This window comes from Phenylobacterium sp. FG114, assembly GCF_057809855.1.
Genome location: NZ_JBMDKU010000001.1, coordinates 485,646 through 500,012, shown reverse-complemented (window position 1 = coordinate 500,012; position 14,367 = coordinate 485,646). Strand labels below are relative to the sequence as shown.

Below are 14,367 nucleotides of genomic sequence, written 5' to 3'. Positions count from 1 at the left end.
CCTTCCCACAGACTCGAACGAGAGGCTCCCCTCGGCGCCCCTTGAGTCTTCGCCGCCCCTATAACGCCAAAAATCCCGCTGTTGGTGACAGTTATGCGACTGTGGGCCCGAGACTGTCACAGTGCGGCGAAAAGGCATCAGTCTGCTTGCGATACGAGCAGGTCTCTCTAGGTTCCGGCAGGTTCGAGGGACGAAATGTCGCAAAACCTAGGGCCCACGGGGGCCGACCGTGACCTCCGCGCCGCCATCCTCCTCACGGCGGCGCTTACGGCGGCGCGTCTGGTGGCGCTCTTCAGCACGCCGCTCGAACTCTATCCGGACGAAGCCCAGTACTGGCTTTGGTCACGAACGCTGGATTTCGGTTACTATTCGAAACCTCCCGTGATCGCCTGGGCCATCTGGGCCACCACGGCCATCGGCGGCGACGCCGAGGCCTGGGTGCGTCTGTCGGCGTGCCTGTTTCAGGCGGGCGCCACGGCGATGGTCTTCCTGATCGGGCGGCGGCTCTACGGCGGCGCGGTCGGCCTCGCGGCCGCGGCCCTCTACGGTCTGATGCCCGGCATCCAGCTCTCGGCGCTCGTGGCCGCCACGGACGCGCCGCTGCTGTTCTTCCTCGGCGCGACCATCCTCGCCTATGTGACACTGCTCGAGGCCGACGGGCGGCGGCGTGTCATGCTGGCCGCCGGGCTCGGCGCTGCGCTGGGCCTGGCCTTCCTGTCCAAATATGCGGCGGTCTATTTCGTCGTCGGCCTCGCCGTGCATCTGGCGGTGTCGCGGGCCGCACGGCAGGCCTGGACCGCGCCTGCGGCGTTCGCGGCCGTGGGGGCGTTCGCCGCGGTGCTGGCGCCGAACCTCCTCTGGAACGCCACCCACGGCTTCGCCACCTTCCAGCACACCGCCGCCAACGCCGCCTGGAGCGGGGTCCAGCTCTTCAACATCGCTGAGATGGGCGCTTTCGTGGGCTCGCAGTTCGGCGTGTTCGGCCCGATCCCCCTCGGCGCGCTGATCGTGGGCCTCGTCCTGGCCGTCCGTCGCCGCAGCCTCGATCCGCGCGACCTGACCCTCCTCTGCTTCACCCTGCCGCCGCTGGTGATCGTCACCGCCCAGGCCTTCATCAGCCGGGCCAACGCAAACTGGTCGGGCGCGGGCTACCTGGCGGGCGCGATCCTCGTCGCCGCCTGGCTGGTGCGCTGGCGCGCGCGCGGATGGCTGACCGGCGCGTTCGCCCTACAGGGCGCGGTCGCCGCCTTCTTCCTGGCCGCGGTGATCTCGCCCGGCCTCGCCGACAAGGTCGGCCTGGCCAACGGCCTCAAGCGCGCCCGGGGCTGGTCGCAGACCACGGACATGATCCTCGACCGCGCCCAGCGCGAGCCGGGCCTGACCGCCATCGCCGTCAACAACCGCTTCCTGTTCTACGCGGTCAGCTACTACGGACGCGACCGGCTAGGCTTCGGGGCGCCGCCGCTGGCGAGCTGGCTCCTGATGGAAGGCCCGCGCAACCAGGCCGAGACGACGGCTCCGCTGACCGCCGCGATCGGCCGCCGCGTGCTCATGGTGTCGTACGAGGGATGGCGCCGCGCGGAGATGCAGGCCGATTTCCGCGAGACCGAGGGCCTCGAGATCGGCAGCGTCTGGTTGGACCGCCGCCACAAGCGCAAGATCGAGATGTTCGTGGGCAAGGGTTTCGCCCCCCGCCCACGTGCCGCTCAATAGCCGATCAGCGGCCGCCCCAGATCACCTTGAGCACCCGGTCGCGGCCGCAGCCTTCCCGGTAGCGCGCGTAGTGCGTGGGGTTCTTCTTGTAGAAGTCCTGGTGATAGGCTTCGGCGTTGTAGAACGGCGCGGCGTTGCGCGTGGTGACCGTGATCTTCGCGCCCAGCTGCTTCTCGTACTTCGCCTTCGCCGCGTCGGCGATCGCCCGCTCCTGGGCGCTGCCGGCGAAGATGGCGGTGCGGTAGGACGGGCCCTTGTCGCAGACCTGGCCGGTCGGGTCGGTCGGATCGATGTGGTGGTAGAAGACGTCCACCAGCTGCGCGTAGCTGACCTTGGCCGGGTCGTAGGTGACCCGCACCGACTCCAGGTGGCCCGCATGGTTCTCGTAGGTCGGTCGCGTGGAGGAGCCGCCGGAATAGCCCGACACCGCCTGGGTCACGCCGGGCGTCTCCTCGAAGAACTTCTCGACGGTCCAGAAGCACCCGCCGGCGAACACGGCGGTCTTGGTCGCCGCGGCCGGGGCGGCGGAGGCGAGGAGGGTCGCGCCGGTCAGGGCGGCCGCGAAAAGCTTTCTGTTCATGATCTTCACTATGCCAGTCAGGGGGATGCGGGTCATCTCGAGTGCGAAACGTGGGGCGGGCGGCGCCGGATCTCAATCCAGCTTCAGGAGCCGGTCGAGGCTCCAGCGGCCGCCGCCGCGGGCGACGAGACCCACGAGCAGGGCCGCCCAGCTCAGGTGGGTCGGCCAGGCGTCCGGATAGACGAAGACCTCGATCACCACCGTCATGCCCAGGAAAGCCAGGGCGGAGAAGCGCGTGAACAAGCCGACGACCAGCAGGACCGAGAAGAGGTGTTCCGCATAGGTCGCCAGGTGGGCGGCGAGGTCGGGCGGAATCAGCGGAAGCCGATATTCCTCGCGGAACAGGCTGTAGGTCCCGTCCGTGATGTGCAGCAGGCCGTCCACCTTGGTCCGGCCCGACTGGAAGAACACCGCCGCCACGCCAAGGCGCGCGAGCAGCAGGACGAGGTCTTCGGGGATCAGGCGGCTGGCGAGGCGGCCGAAGGCGCGGGCCGGGACGACGGCGCCCGAACGGGTGGTGGAATGGCTGGTCATGGGAGCGTCCTCAAGGCGGAGAAGGCGCCCTCGGCGACGAGGCCGGCGAAGGCGGAGGCGAGATCGAAATCGGGGTCGGCGCTCAGCGCCGCGACCGCGGCGTCGGCCAGCGCGGCTTGCCCCCGACACGCCCGCAGGAACGCCAGCTCGCCGCGACCCGCCACCCTGTGCGCGATGTCGAGGCCCGGCCGGACGATCAGCAGGCCTTGCGGCTCCACATCCAGCTCGAAGCCCGCTGGTGGTTCGTCGGGCGGCTGCAACGCGCGCCAGAGGCTTGGCGAAGTGATCGCGAATTCCGCGAACTGCGTCGCCGGATGCAGGACCAGGGCGCGGGCGGCGAAGGCCTTCGGCCCCAGGTCCGCCAGGGCCGCGGGCTCCAGGGCGGGCGCATCGGCCGCGAGATGGGCCGCGGTCCACATCAGGTCCATGCGCGCGAGGTCGGCCAGGAAGGAGAGGTCCGCCGCCGGCGGGAAGCGCGACAGCCAGTCGGGAAAGTCCTGGCCATAGTCGAGCAGGGACGCGCGCCTTGGCGGATGGTCGGCGGCATGAGCACCCGCGGCGGCGGCGAGCCAGGCCGCCCCGACGACCCGCTCGACACTGGGAAACTGCGCGGCCAGGGCGTCGGCGCAGCCCTTGGCGATGGTGTTGCGATAGATTGAGAGACCGGGACCGGCGCTGCGCGCATCGCACCACGGCGACAGCGCCTCGGGCGCACCGGCGACCGCCGCGAGGAAGGCGTCGTGGAAACCGTCAGGCATCGGCCGGCTCCCGGGCCAGCAAGGCGTGCGCGCGGTCCCGCTCGGCCAGCAGGTCGGCGAAGGGCGGAATATCGTCGTCCCGCTCGATCAGGGTGGGCCGGGGACCGATCCGCGTGATCAGCCGCTCGTACAGCCGCCAGACCGCCTCGGCCACGGGCGCCCCGTGCGTGTCGATCAGCAGCGCAGCGCCCAGGCGTTCATCGGCTGCATGGCCCGCCAGATGGATCTCGCCCACCGCGCCACCGGGGATGGCGTCGAGATAGGCCTCCGCCGAGTAGCCGAGGTTGTTGGCGCTCACGAAGACGTTGTTCACATCGACCAGGAGGCCGCACCCGGTCCGCCGGACCAGTTCCGCCAGGAACTCGACCTCGTCGAAGGCATGGCCCTCGAGCGGCAGATAGAGCGCGGGGTTCTCGATCAGCACCCTGCGGCCCAGCACCGACTGCATCCGGTCGATATTGTCGCCGATCCGGGCCAGGGCCGCGCGGGTCCGCGGGAAGGGCAACAGGTCCGGCGCATAGACGCCGCGTCGCGTCGACCAGGCCAGGTGCTCGGAAACCACCGCCGGCCGCACGCGATCGCCCAGGCGCTTGAGGGCCGCCAGGTGATCGGCGTCGGGTGGCTCGTCGGCGGCGAGCGACAGCCCGACGCCGTGCAGGGAGATGGGATGCGCGGCGGCGATGGCCTCGAGCCAGGCCAGCCGTGGCCCACCGGCCGCCATGTAGTTCTCGGGATGCGCCTCGAACCACAGCCCCTCGTCCCCGCAGGCCAGGGCTTCGCCGTAGTGCTGCGGCTTCAGGCTGACGCCTGCGGTGAGGGACGGGGCCATGAGGCGCATCCGCGAGAGGGCTGGGATCAGGCCTTGGGGGTCAGCGAGCCCATGCCCTTGGGGGTCTTCATCGTGACGCAGGTCCCGGCCGGCACTTCCTTGAAGGCCTTGCCGTCGTAGTCGACCTTGGAGGTGCCCGCGCAGGTCGTGCCCGCGCCGGCCTTGCAGTCGTTGTGACCGGCCTTGGCGACGCCGTAGCATTTCTCCGTCGACGCGGGCTTCTTGGCGCCGTCCTGCGCCATGGCGGCCCCGCCCATCAGGGCAAGGATGGCGGCGGCGGCCAGGGTCGTTTGAGCCGTTTTCATGTGATGCTCCTCGTTGCGACCGGCCACAGCGGCGCAGTCGGGAGCTAGTTCGCGGGGTCGGCGGCGCAGGTTACAGGAGGGGCGATTTCTTTTTTCCGCCGCCTGCGATGTAACCTTTGGCGGCGCGGCGCGAACTGTCCCGAGGCGGAGCGAAGTTGGTCCCAGAGGTCGAAGCCCGGCTGAAGGCTCTGATGCTTCGTGCACAGGCCGGCGATGGCCCCGCTTGGCGGGAGGTTCTGACCGTGCTCAACGCCCGCCTCGCCCCGTATTTCCGCCACCGGCTGGGCGCCGACCATGTCGCCGACGCGGAGGATCTGATCCAGGAGACCCTGCTGGCCGTGCACAGCCGCCGGATGACCTACGACGCGAGCCAGCCCTTCACCGCCTGGGCCTATGCCATCGCGCGCTACAAGCTGATCGACCACTGGCGCCGCCGGCGCATCCGCCGTCACGTGCCGCTGGACGATGTGGCCGACACGCTCTGGGTCGACGCCGACCGCGGGGCGGAGACGGCGGCCGACCTGGGGCGGCTGCTCGGCGGCCTCCCCGAGCGGCAGGAGCAGCTGGTCCGAGACGTCAAGATCGAGGGCCGCAGCCTGGCCGAGGCGGGCGAGCGGCTGGGCATGACCGAGGGCGCGGCCAAGGTGTCGCTGCACCGCGCGCTGAAGACCTTGATGGCGAGGGTGGCGTCCCGTGGAGACTGATCGGCTCATCGACAGCCTGGCCGCGGACCTGGCGCCCGTGTCCCCGCGCGCCGTCCAGGGCCGGATCGCGCTCGTGGCCCTCGTCGGCGGGGCCGCCGCGCTCGTCGGCGTGCTCGCGTGGCTGGGCCTGCGCGCCGACTTGGCCACGGCTGTCCAGGGCGGGGCCTTCTGGATGAAGGCCGGCTATGCGGCGGCGCTGGGCGTGGCCGGGTTCCTGTGCGCCGAGCGTCTCTCGCGCCCGGCGGCCTCGCCACGCGGCGGCGCGGTCCTGGGCGCGCTGGCAGTGGCGCTGCTGGTCGGCCTCGGGCTCTTCCAACTGCTGACGGCGCCGGCCGACACGCGTATGGACCTGTGGCTCGGCCAGTCCTGGCGGCGCTGCCCGTTCAACATCCTGATCCTCTCGGCGCCCACGCTCGCCCTGGCGATGGTGGCGATCCGCCGGTTCGCGCCGACCCGCCTGGCGGTCGCGGGCGCCGCCGCAGGCCTGTTCGCGGGCGGCGTCGCGGCGCTCGCCTACGGCCTGCACTGCGGCGAGACGGCGCCCGCCTTCGTGGCCACCTGGTACAGCCTGGGCATCGCCTTGAGCACGGCCCTGGGCGCCGCGGTGGGCCCCCTCGCCCTGCGCTGGCGTTAAGGCCCTCCGCCTAGGCTGCGACCTTGTCCGCCACCTGGAACGGGGCCTCGGTCTTGGCCTTCACCTCATCGAGGCTGACGCCGGGCGCCAGCTCCAGCAGGGTGAGCGGCGTCTTGCCCCGCCCCACGTCGAAGACCGCCAGGTCGGTGACCACCAGGTCGACCACGCCCGCGCCGGTCAGCGGCAGGGTGCAGGCCTTCAGGAGCTTGGGCGCGCCAGTCTTCTCGGTGTGCTCCATGACCACCACCACGCGCTTCACGCCGGCCACCAGGTCCATGGCGCCGCCCATGCCCTTGACCATTTTGCCCGGGACCATCCAGTTGGCGAGGTCGCCGTTGGCCGCCACCTGCATGGCGCCCAGGATGCTGAGGTCGATGTGGCCGCCGCGGATCATCGCGAAGCTGTCGGCCGACGAGAAATACGAGCTCGAGGGCAGCGCCGTGATCGTCTGCTTGCCGGCGTTGATCAGGTCCGGGTCCTCCTCGCCCTCGTAGGGGAAGGGGCCCATGCCCAGCATGCCGTTCTCGCTCTGCAGCGTCACCGACATGCCCGTGGGGATGTAGTTGGCCACCAGGGTCGGGATGCCGATGCCCAGGTTCACATAGAAGCCGTCGCGCAGCTCCTGCGCGGCGCGGGCGGCGATCTGGTCGCGGGTCCAGGCCATGTTACGCGATCTCCCGCTTGCGGACGGTGCGCTGCTCGATGCGCTTTTCCTGGACGCCCTCGAAGATGCGATCGACGAAGATGCCCGGCGTGTGGATGTTGTTCGGGTCCAGCGTGCCCGTTTCGACGATCTTCTCGACCTCGGCGACGCAGACCTTCCCGGCCGTCGCCATCATCGGATTGAAGTTCCGCGCGGTCATCCGGTAGGTCAGGTTGCCTTCGCGGTCGCCGACATACGCCTTCACGATCGACAGGTCGGCGGTGAGCCCCCGCTCCATCACATAGAGTTCTCCGTCGAACTCGCGGACTTCCTTGCCCTCGGCGACCAGGGTGCCGACGCCGGTCTTGGTGAAGAAGGCGGGGATGCCCGCGCCGCCGGCCCGGATGCGCTCGGCCAGCGTGCCCTGCGGGTTGAACTCCAGCTCCAGCTTGCCCGATAGGTACAGCTCGGCGAACAGCTTGTTCTCGCCGACATAGCTCGAGATCATCTTGCGGATCTGACCGCCGGCCAGCAGCACGCCCAGGCCGAAGTCATCGACGCCGCAGTTGTTGGAGATGACCGTCAGGTCCTTCACGCCCGCCGCGCGGATCGCCGCGATCAGGTTCTCCGGGATGCCGCAGAGGCCGAAGCCTCCCGCCATGATCGTCATGCCGTCGAAGAGCCGACCCGCGAGCGCCTCGACTGCGTCCTTGGAAACCTTGTCCGCCATGGTCGCCCAATACGCCGCAAAACGTGGGTTGGGAACGGGTCGGCGAAAAAATTCATCGATTGATGATTTCGCCATCACACCCACGTGTCACGGCTTAAGCTGGAGCCGAGATGCACGCAGATTCCTTCCTGATCCAGGCGCTGGTCTATCTGACTGCCGGTGTCGTCTCGGTTCCCATCGCCAAGCGCCTGGGGCTGGGTTCGGTGCTGGGCTACCTCATCGCCGGCGCGCTGGTGGGGCCGTTCGTCCTGGATCTGGTGGGCGAGCCGGGCGACGTTATGCGCTTCGCCGAGTTCGGCGTGGTCATCCTGCTGTTCCTCATCGGGCTGGAAGTCCGCCCCGCCCTGCTCTGGCAAATGCGCACCTCGATCTTCGGCCTGGGCATGGCGCAGATGCTGGCGACCGCCGCGCTGGTGGGCGCCGTCGCCCTTTTGCTGGGCGCCGACTGGCGGGTGGCCCTGACCGCAGGGCTTATCCTCGCCATGTCGTCCACCGCCATCGTGCTGCAGAGCCTGGAGGAGAAGGGGCTCCGGCAAGGCCCGGTCGGACAGGCGGCCTTCGGCGTGCTGCTGTTCCAGGACCTGGCGGTGATCCCGCTCTTCGCCTTCCTGCCGCTGCTGGCCGTCGGCCATCAGGCGGGCGCCGTCGAGGCCACCGGCCACGGGGCCAGCGTCATGGACGGTCAGCCGGAGTGGCTGCGGGTTCTGGCCACCTTCGCCGCCGTGGCCTTCGTGGTCATCGGCGGCCGCTACCTGACCCGTCCGCTGTTCCGCTTCATCGCCGCCGCCCGGCTGCGCGAGATCTTCACCGCCTCGGCCCTGCTGCTGGTGGTGGCCGTCGCCGCCCTGATGGAGCTGGTGGGCCTGTCGCCGGCCCTGGGCGCCTTCCTGGCGGGCGTGGTGCTGGCCGAGAGCGAGTTCCGCCGTGAGCTGGAGACCGACATCGAGCCGTTCCGCGGCCTGCTGCTCGGCCTCTTCTTCATCACCGTCGGCGCGGGCCTGAACTTCGGCCTGGTCGCCGCGCAGCCGGTGCTGGTCGTGTCACTGACCGTGGGGCTGATGGTCGCCAAGTTCGCCGCCATGTACGCCGTGGCGGTGGTCTTCCGGCGCGGACGCCGCGATGCCGGCACGGTCGCCGTCTCCCTGGCCCAGGGCGGCGAGTTCGCCTTCGTCCTCATCGGCTTCGTGCTCGCCGCTCGCGTGCTCCCGTCCGAGCAGGCGGCCCTGATGACCGCGGTGGTGGCGCTGTCGATGGCGCTCACGCCGATCGCCTTCGCCCTCTATGAGAAGCTGGTGTTGAACCGCACGGCCGGCCTGGCCGAGCCCGAGGAACTGCCGTTCGACGACGGCGCGCCCGACGCCATCGTCGCGGGCTTCGGCCGCTTCGGTCAGATCGCCACCCGCCTGCTCACCGCCAACGATTTCAAGGTGGTGCTGCTGGACTCGTCCATCGAGCAGATCGACACCATCCGCCGCTTCGGGTGGCAGGTGCACTACGGCGACGCCTCGCGGCTCGACCTGCTGCGCGCCGCCGGCGCCGAGAAGGCCAAGCTGCTGCTGGTGGCCATCGACGACAAGGACAAGGCCGTCGAGCTGGTGAAGGCCGCGACCGAGTACTTCCCGAACCTCACCATCATCGCCCGCGCCTTCGACCGGCGGCACGCCTATGAGCTGGTCCGAGTGGGCGGCGACGACATCGTGCGCGAGACCTTCGAGAGCGCTCTCTTGTTCGGCAAGAAGGCGCTCCTGCGCCTGGGCCTTTCGGAACGCCGCGCGGCCAAGGCGGTCACCGTGTTCCGCGACCACGACAAGGCGCTCTTCAAGCGCCTGGCGCCGGTCTATGGCGAGGAGGAACGCTACGCCATGGCCGTCCGCGACAGCCGCGAGACCATGGAGAAGCTGCTGGCCGCCGAAATGCGCCGCCTGGGCAAGGAAGAGGCTGAGGAAGCCGACAACGACACCGCCGAGCGGCGCCGGTTGGAGGCGAGCTAGCTCCGGGTGTAGAAGTCCGGAAATGAGCCAAGCCCTCGACCTCCAAGACAAAATCGAGCCCGTTTCGTTCGAGCTCTTCTCCAAGGACTTCAACGCCTTCACCCAGCGCCTGGGCGACAGCTACGCCCGCTGGGGCTTCGCGGTGATCTCCGACCACGGCTTGCCGCAGGACAAGGTCGACGCCGCCATCGACCAGATGAAGCAGTTCTTCGCCCTGCCCGAGGCGACCAAGACGAAGTACAAGCTCGGCGTCGGCGGCCAGCGTGGCTACACCCCCTTCGGCGTCGAGACCGCCAAGGGCCACACCCACTACGACCTCAAGGAATTCTGGCACGTCGGCCGCGACTTGCCGCCCGGCCACAAGTTCCGCGACCACATGGCCGACAACGTCTGGCCAGACGCCGAACTGCCCGAGTTCCACGAGAAGGTGCAGTGGCTCTACGACGCCCTGGACGCCATGGGCCTGAAGGTGTTGGAGGCGATCTCCTGCTACCTGGGCCTCGAACGGCACTTCTTCGACGACAAGGTCGATTTCGGAAACTCGATCCTGCGCCTGCTGCACTATCCGCCGGTGCCCAAGGACGGCCCGCACATCCGCGCCGGCGCCCACGAGGACATCAACGTCATCACCCTGCTGCTCGGCGCCGAGGAGGCGGGGCTCGAGGTGAAGGACCACGACGGCCGTTGGATCGCGATCAACCCGCCGCCCGGCAGCCTGGTCTGCAACATCGGCGACATGCTGCAGCGGCTCGTGAACCACAAGCTGCCGTCGACGACCCACCGGGTGGTCAACCCGGCCCCCGAGCGCCGCGGCTTCCCGCGCTACTCGACGCCGTTCTTCCTGCATTTCAACTCGGACTACCTGATCAGGACGCTGCCGCAGACCGTCGACGCCCAGCACCCCGACCGCTACCCCGAGCCGATCACCGCGGACGGCTACCTCCAGGAACGCCTGAAAGAGATCAAACTGGCTTAGCTCCTCTCCCCCGAGGCGAAGCCTGAGGGGAGAGGAGTCCGGGAGGTTCGCTAGCCGCCTACCACCCGCACTGCTGCCCCTTGTTCTGCTTCACCAGCCACGCATCCAGCGGCTTGAAATAGTCCGCCACGGCGCTGGCGTCGGTGCGGGTCTCGCCCGAGAACACCGCTAGGGTCTGCGGCCACGGCTGCGACTGGCCCAGCTCCATCATCTTGTTGAACTTCTCGCCCACGGCCTTCTGACCATAGACCGAGCAGCGGTGCAGCGGGCCCTTCCAGCCGGCCTGCTGGCAGGCGGCCCGGTGGAACTGGAACTGGTAGATGTGAGCCAGGAAGTAGCGGGTGTACGGCGTGTTGCCCGGCACGTGGTACTTGGCGCCCGGGTCGAAGGCGTCGGCCGGCCGCGGTGCGGGCGGCGTCAGGCCCTGATACTTCAGGCGCAGCGCCCACCAGGCGTCGTTGTAGTGGTCCGGCGTCACCTCGCCCGAGAACACCTCCCAGCGCCAGCGGTCGACCAGGAGGCCGAACGGCAGGAAGGCGATCTTGTCGAGCGCCATCTTCAGCAGGAACGGGATGTCCTCCTCGGCCCCGGGCACGGTGTCGAGCAGGCCGATCTGGTTGAGGTAGGTCGGCGTCGACGCCGACAGCGCCGCGAAGTCGCCGATCGCCTCGTGGAAGCCGTCGTTGGCCCCGTTGCGGAACAGGGTCGGCTGGTTTTGATAGGCGCGCTGGTAGTAGTTGTGCCCCAGCTCGTGGTGGATGGTGCGGAAGTCGTCCGCATTCACCTTGGTGCACATCTTGATGCGGATGTCGTTCTTGTCGTCCAGGTCCCAGGCCGAGGCGTGGCAGACCACCTCGCGGTCCTTGGGCCGGACAATGAGCGAGCGTTCCCAGAAGGTCTGCGGCAGGGGCGAATAGCCCAGCGACGAATAGAAGCCCTCGCCGGTCTTCACCATGCGCACGGGATCGTAGCCCTTGGCCTCGAGCAGCTTGTCGAGGTCATAGCTGGACGCGGCCGTCTTCGGCTGCACGATGTCGTAGATGTTGCCCCACTGCTGGGCCCACATGTTGCCGAGGAGGTCGGCGCGGATCGGGCCGGTCTTGGGCTGCACCGCGTCGCCGTATTTCTCGTTGAGGCGGGCGCGCACATAGCAGTGCAGGTTCTTGTAGAACGGCTCCACCTGCTTCCACAGCCGGTCGGTCTCGGCGGCGAAGGCGTCGGGGTCCATGTCGTAGTTCGACCGCCACAGGGCCCCGGTGTCCTTGAAGCCGAGGCTCTTGGCGCCCTCGTTCGACAGCGCCGCGAACCGGGCGTAGTCCGGCTTCATCACCGCCGCCACCCCATGCCAGCCTTCCCAGGCGGCCTTCAGCTCGGCCGGGTCGCGGCTCTTGGCCAGCACGTCTTCGGCGTCGTTCAGGGTGATCTGCTTACCCTTGTACGTGAACTTCCCGGACGAGTACGTGCTGTCCAGCTTGGTCACCAGGCCCGCCAGTTCCTCGGCCGCGCCGGGGCGGTTCGGCGCCGGCGAGACCAGGTACAGCTTCAACAGCTTCAGCTTGCGCGCGGTGACGGCGTCCACCGTGACGCCGTTGAACTTCGCCGCCTCGGTGGCCAGCTTGGTCACCAGCTCGTTCTGCTCGGCGTTGGCCTTGGCCTCCAGCCACTGAGTGTCCTCGGTGATGAAGTTGGCGCGCACCCAGGCGGCGCGGTTGGCGAAGGCGTTGACGCGGTCGAGCTGGGCTTCTGCGCTCTCCACGAACGCCTTGGCTTCGGCGGCCGTCGGCTGGGGCTGGGCGGCGGCGGGCGTCGCGCCCACGAGGACGGCCAGCGCGCACGCGGCCATGAGCTTCCGTTTCATACTTCGGTCCTGGTCGTTTCCGTTGGCGGCTTTCCGCCTCTGGGTCCGACACAAGCGGCGGTCGGCGATAAGGTCAACCGCGGCGCGACGAACCTAGTCCTCGTACTCCGCCAGATCGTCGGGCCCGGTCACGCTGACGTCGAGGTCGGTCACGATCCCGGTGCCCAGGGTATAGACCCAGCCGTGCACGGTCAGGGGCTGGCCGCGCGCCCAGGCGTCCTGCACGAAGACGTCCGAGGCCACGTTCTTCACCTGCCGGATGACATTCAGCTCGACCAGCCGGTCCCACTTCGCCTTTTCGTCCGGCAGGACGTCGAGTTCGTGCCGGTGGTCCTGGTGCACCTCGCGGATGGGATGCAGCCAGTGATCGACCAGGCCCCGGCGCTGCCCGTCGACCGCTGCGGCCACCCCGCCGCAGCCGTAGTGGCCGACGACCAGGATGTGCTTCACCTTCAACACCTCGACCGCGAACTGGAGCACCGACAGGTAGTTGGCGTCCTGCGGCGGGGCCAGGTTGGCGACATTGCGGTGCACGAACAGCTCGCCGGGATCCAGGCCCACGATCTCGTTCGCCGGCACCCGGCTGTCGGAGCAGCCGATCCACAGGTATTCCGGCGCCTGCTGGCCTTCCAGCCGCTTGAAGAAGCCAGGGTCAACGGCGACCTTGCCCGCGGCCCAGGCCCGGTTCTTCACTTTCAGGTCTTCGAGGGTCTTGGGCATCAGAGGGGCTTCGCGTCCGGCTGTTGGTTGGGGTGGGCGGCCACGAAGGCCGGGTGCTCTGCGGCGTGGTCGGCGGCCGCCACCAGTTTCGGCCACGGAGCGACGTCCAGCTCGAAACGTCGCGCCGAATAGACCTGCGGGACCAGGCAGATGTCGGCCATCGTCGGCGCGTCCCCGAAAGCGTAGGCGCCCCCGTGCTGGGCGATCAGCGGCTCCAACGCGTCGAAGCCATCGCGGATCCAGCCGTGGATCCACTCGGTGATCTGCGGTTGTGGCACGCCCATCTGGTGCAGCTTGCGGCCGACCCGGGTGTTGTTCAGCGGGTGGATGTCGCAGGCGATGATGCCCGCCATCCGCCGCACCATCGCCCGATCGATCGCGGCGCGCGGCAGGATCGGCGGTTCGGGCCGCGTTTCCTCCAGCCATTCCAGGATCGCCAGGCTCTGAGCGAGCACGTGGCCGTCCCCCAGGTCCAGCGCCGGCGTCAAGCCCTGCGGATTCACCGCACGGTATTCTGGCTCGCGCTGCTGGCCCGCGATCAGGTCGATGGGATGATAGTCGTACGTGCAGCCCTTGAGCTGCAGGCCGATGCGCACCCGGTAGGGCGCCGTCGCCCGCCAGGCGGAGTGCAAGGTCCAGCCCATCAGGCCACCGTGAAGGCGAGCCGGCCGACGCCCTCGACCTCACCCTCGACCCTATCGCCCTTGACCAGTGGGCCAACGCCCTCGGGCGTTCCCGTATAGATCAGGTCGCCGGGCTCCAGGGCCCACAGCTTCGAGGCTTCGGCGACGATCTCGGCGACGTTCCAGATCATGTCCACCACGACGGCGTCCTGCTTCACCGCCCCGTTCACCGCGATGGCGATGCGCCCCTGGGGCGGCGGGCCCGTCCAGCGACGGATCGGCGAAATCGGCGCGGAGTCGTCGAAGCCCTTCGAGGCGTCCCACGGCTGGCCCTTGTCCTTGGCGGCGTTCTGCAGGTCGCGGCGCGTGAGGTCCACCCCCACCGCATAGCCGTAGACCAGGCCCAGCGCGTCGCCGACGGCCACGTCGCGGCCGGCCTTGCCGATGGCCACCACCAGCTCGATCTCGTGGTGCAGGTTGCCCGTGCGCGGCGGATAGGCGGGGTCGCACCCCGGGGGCACGATCGCATCGGCGGGCTTGGCGAAGAAGAACGGCGGGTCCCGGTCGTCGCCGCCCATCTCGCGGCGGTGGGCGGCGTAGTTGCGCCCCACGCACAGGATCCGGCGGACCGGGAAGCCTCCCGTTTCGCCCTCCACGGGCACGACGGGAACGGGCGGTGGGGAGAGCACGAACTCGGCCATGGCCGCGCACATAGGCCCCCCGGCGCGGGAAGTGAACCCCACGCTACGGGACAGTATCCTTACGTCAG

At 69.3% G+C, this 14,367-nt stretch carries 16 protein-coding genes; 5 read left to right on the top strand and 11 right to left on the bottom strand.

The genetic code is table 11. The features are described from left to right. Positions 1–195: 195 nt before the first annotated feature. A complete protein-coding gene (locus ACODSY_RS02560; protein WP_488950057.1) occupies positions 196–1,713 on the top strand; it encodes an ArnT family glycosyltransferase in 1,518 nt (505 codons plus the stop codon). A 4-nt stretch (positions 1,714–1,717) separates the two neighbouring features. Here the strand turns inward: ACODSY_RS02560 and msrA are convergent, their stop codons facing one another. The 5 genes from msrA to ACODSY_RS02535 form a co-directional block, all read right to left on the bottom strand. After that, positions 1,718–2,293, bottom strand: a complete 576-nt coding sequence (msrA, locus tag ACODSY_RS02555) for a peptide-methionine (S)-S-oxide reductase MsrA (RefSeq protein ID WP_488950056.1) — start codon at positions 2,291–2,293, stop codon at positions 1,718–1,720. A gap of 72 nt (positions 2,294–2,365) precedes the next feature. Further along, positions 2,366–2,827: a DoxX family protein gene (locus tag ACODSY_RS02550; protein WP_488950055.1), complete on the bottom strand. Its 462-nt coding sequence runs from the start codon at positions 2,825–2,827 to the stop codon at positions 2,366–2,368. After that, the gene (locus tag ACODSY_RS02545; protein ID WP_488950054.1) at positions 2,824–3,585 is read right to left on the bottom strand and encodes an HvfC/BufC family peptide modification chaperone; all 762 of its coding nucleotides are present in this window, start codon (positions 3,583–3,585) and stop codon (positions 2,824–2,826) included. Before ACODSY_RS02545 ends, ACODSY_RS02550 begins: the two co-directional genes overlap by 4 nt. Next, a complete protein-coding gene (gene bufB, locus ACODSY_RS02540; RefSeq protein ID WP_488950053.1) occupies positions 3,578–4,414 on the bottom strand; it encodes an MNIO family bufferin maturase in 837 nt (278 codons plus the stop codon). The genes ACODSY_RS02545 and bufB overlap by 8 nt, the downstream gene beginning before the upstream one ends. Positions 4,415–4,440: 26 nt before the next feature. Then, entirely contained in the window at positions 4,441–4,719 is a 279-nt protein-coding gene (locus tag ACODSY_RS02535) for a BufA1 family periplasmic bufferin-type metallophore (RefSeq protein WP_488950052.1), read from the bottom strand. Positions 4,720–4,835: 116 nt separating this feature from the next. Here ACODSY_RS02535 and ACODSY_RS02530 point away from each other — a divergent pair, with 116 nt between their 5' ends. Together ACODSY_RS02530 and ACODSY_RS02525 are read left to right on the top strand one after the other, a co-directional pair. Beyond that, a complete protein-coding gene (locus ACODSY_RS02530) occupies positions 4,836–5,423 on the top strand; it encodes a sigma-70 family RNA polymerase sigma factor (RefSeq protein WP_488950051.1) in 588 nt (195 codons plus the stop codon). Beyond that, entirely contained in the window at positions 5,413–6,057 is a 645-nt protein-coding gene (locus ACODSY_RS02525) for an NrsF family protein (RefSeq protein ID WP_488950050.1), read from the top strand. The genes ACODSY_RS02530 and ACODSY_RS02525 overlap by 11 nt, the downstream gene beginning before the upstream one ends. 10 nt (positions 6,058–6,067) lie before the next feature. On the opposite strand, the gene ACODSY_RS02520 is transcribed toward ACODSY_RS02525, so the two are convergent. Next, the gene (locus ACODSY_RS02520) at positions 6,068–6,721 is read right to left on the bottom strand and encodes a 3-oxoacid CoA-transferase subunit B (RefSeq protein ID WP_488950049.1); all 654 of its coding nucleotides are present in this window, start codon (positions 6,719–6,721) and stop codon (positions 6,068–6,070) included. A gap of 1 nt (position 6,722) precedes the next feature. Further along, on the bottom strand, positions 6,723–7,430 hold the full coding sequence (locus ACODSY_RS02515; RefSeq protein ID WP_488950048.1) for a CoA transferase subunit A: 708 nt from the start codon (positions 7,428–7,430) through the stop codon (positions 6,723–6,725). Between the two features lie 110 nt (positions 7,431–7,540). Between ACODSY_RS02515 and ACODSY_RS02510 the strand changes: the two genes are divergently transcribed. Both ACODSY_RS02510 and ACODSY_RS02505 read left to right on the top strand, forming a co-directional pair. Continuing rightward, the gene (locus ACODSY_RS02510; protein WP_488950047.1) at positions 7,541–9,421 is read left to right on the top strand and encodes a monovalent cation:proton antiporter-2 (CPA2) family protein; all 1,881 of its coding nucleotides are present in this window, start codon (positions 7,541–7,543) and stop codon (positions 9,419–9,421) included. A 22-nt stretch (positions 9,422–9,443) separates the two neighbouring features. Then, positions 9,444–10,397 carry an isopenicillin N synthase family dioxygenase gene (locus tag ACODSY_RS02505; RefSeq protein ID WP_488950046.1) on the top strand — a complete coding sequence of 318 codons (954 nt, stop codon included), beginning with the start codon at positions 9,444–9,446 and terminating at the stop codon, positions 10,395–10,397. Positions 10,398–10,455: 58 nt separating this feature from the next. Here ACODSY_RS02505 and ACODSY_RS02500 read toward each other — a convergent pair whose 3' ends face one another. The 4 genes from ACODSY_RS02500 to ACODSY_RS02485 form a co-directional block, all read right to left on the bottom strand. Next, positions 10,456–12,255, bottom strand: a complete 1,800-nt coding sequence (locus ACODSY_RS02500) for a M2 family metallopeptidase (protein WP_488950045.1) — start codon at positions 12,253–12,255, stop codon at positions 10,456–10,458. Positions 12,256–12,348: 93 nt separating this feature from the next. Beyond that, entirely contained in the window at positions 12,349–12,975 is a 627-nt protein-coding gene (locus ACODSY_RS02495; protein WP_488950044.1) for a carbonic anhydrase, read from the bottom strand. Beyond that, a complete protein-coding gene (gene maiA / locus ACODSY_RS02490; RefSeq protein ID WP_488950043.1) occupies positions 12,975–13,619 on the bottom strand; it encodes a maleylacetoacetate isomerase in 645 nt (214 codons plus the stop codon). Before maiA ends, ACODSY_RS02495 begins: the two co-directional genes overlap by 1 nt. Further along, positions 13,619–14,299: a fumarylacetoacetate hydrolase family protein gene (locus tag ACODSY_RS02485; RefSeq protein WP_488950042.1), complete on the bottom strand. Its 681-nt coding sequence runs from the start codon at positions 14,297–14,299 to the stop codon at positions 13,619–13,621. Before ACODSY_RS02485 ends, maiA begins: the two co-directional genes overlap by 1 nt. Between the last annotated feature and the right edge of the window lie 68 nt (positions 14,300–14,367).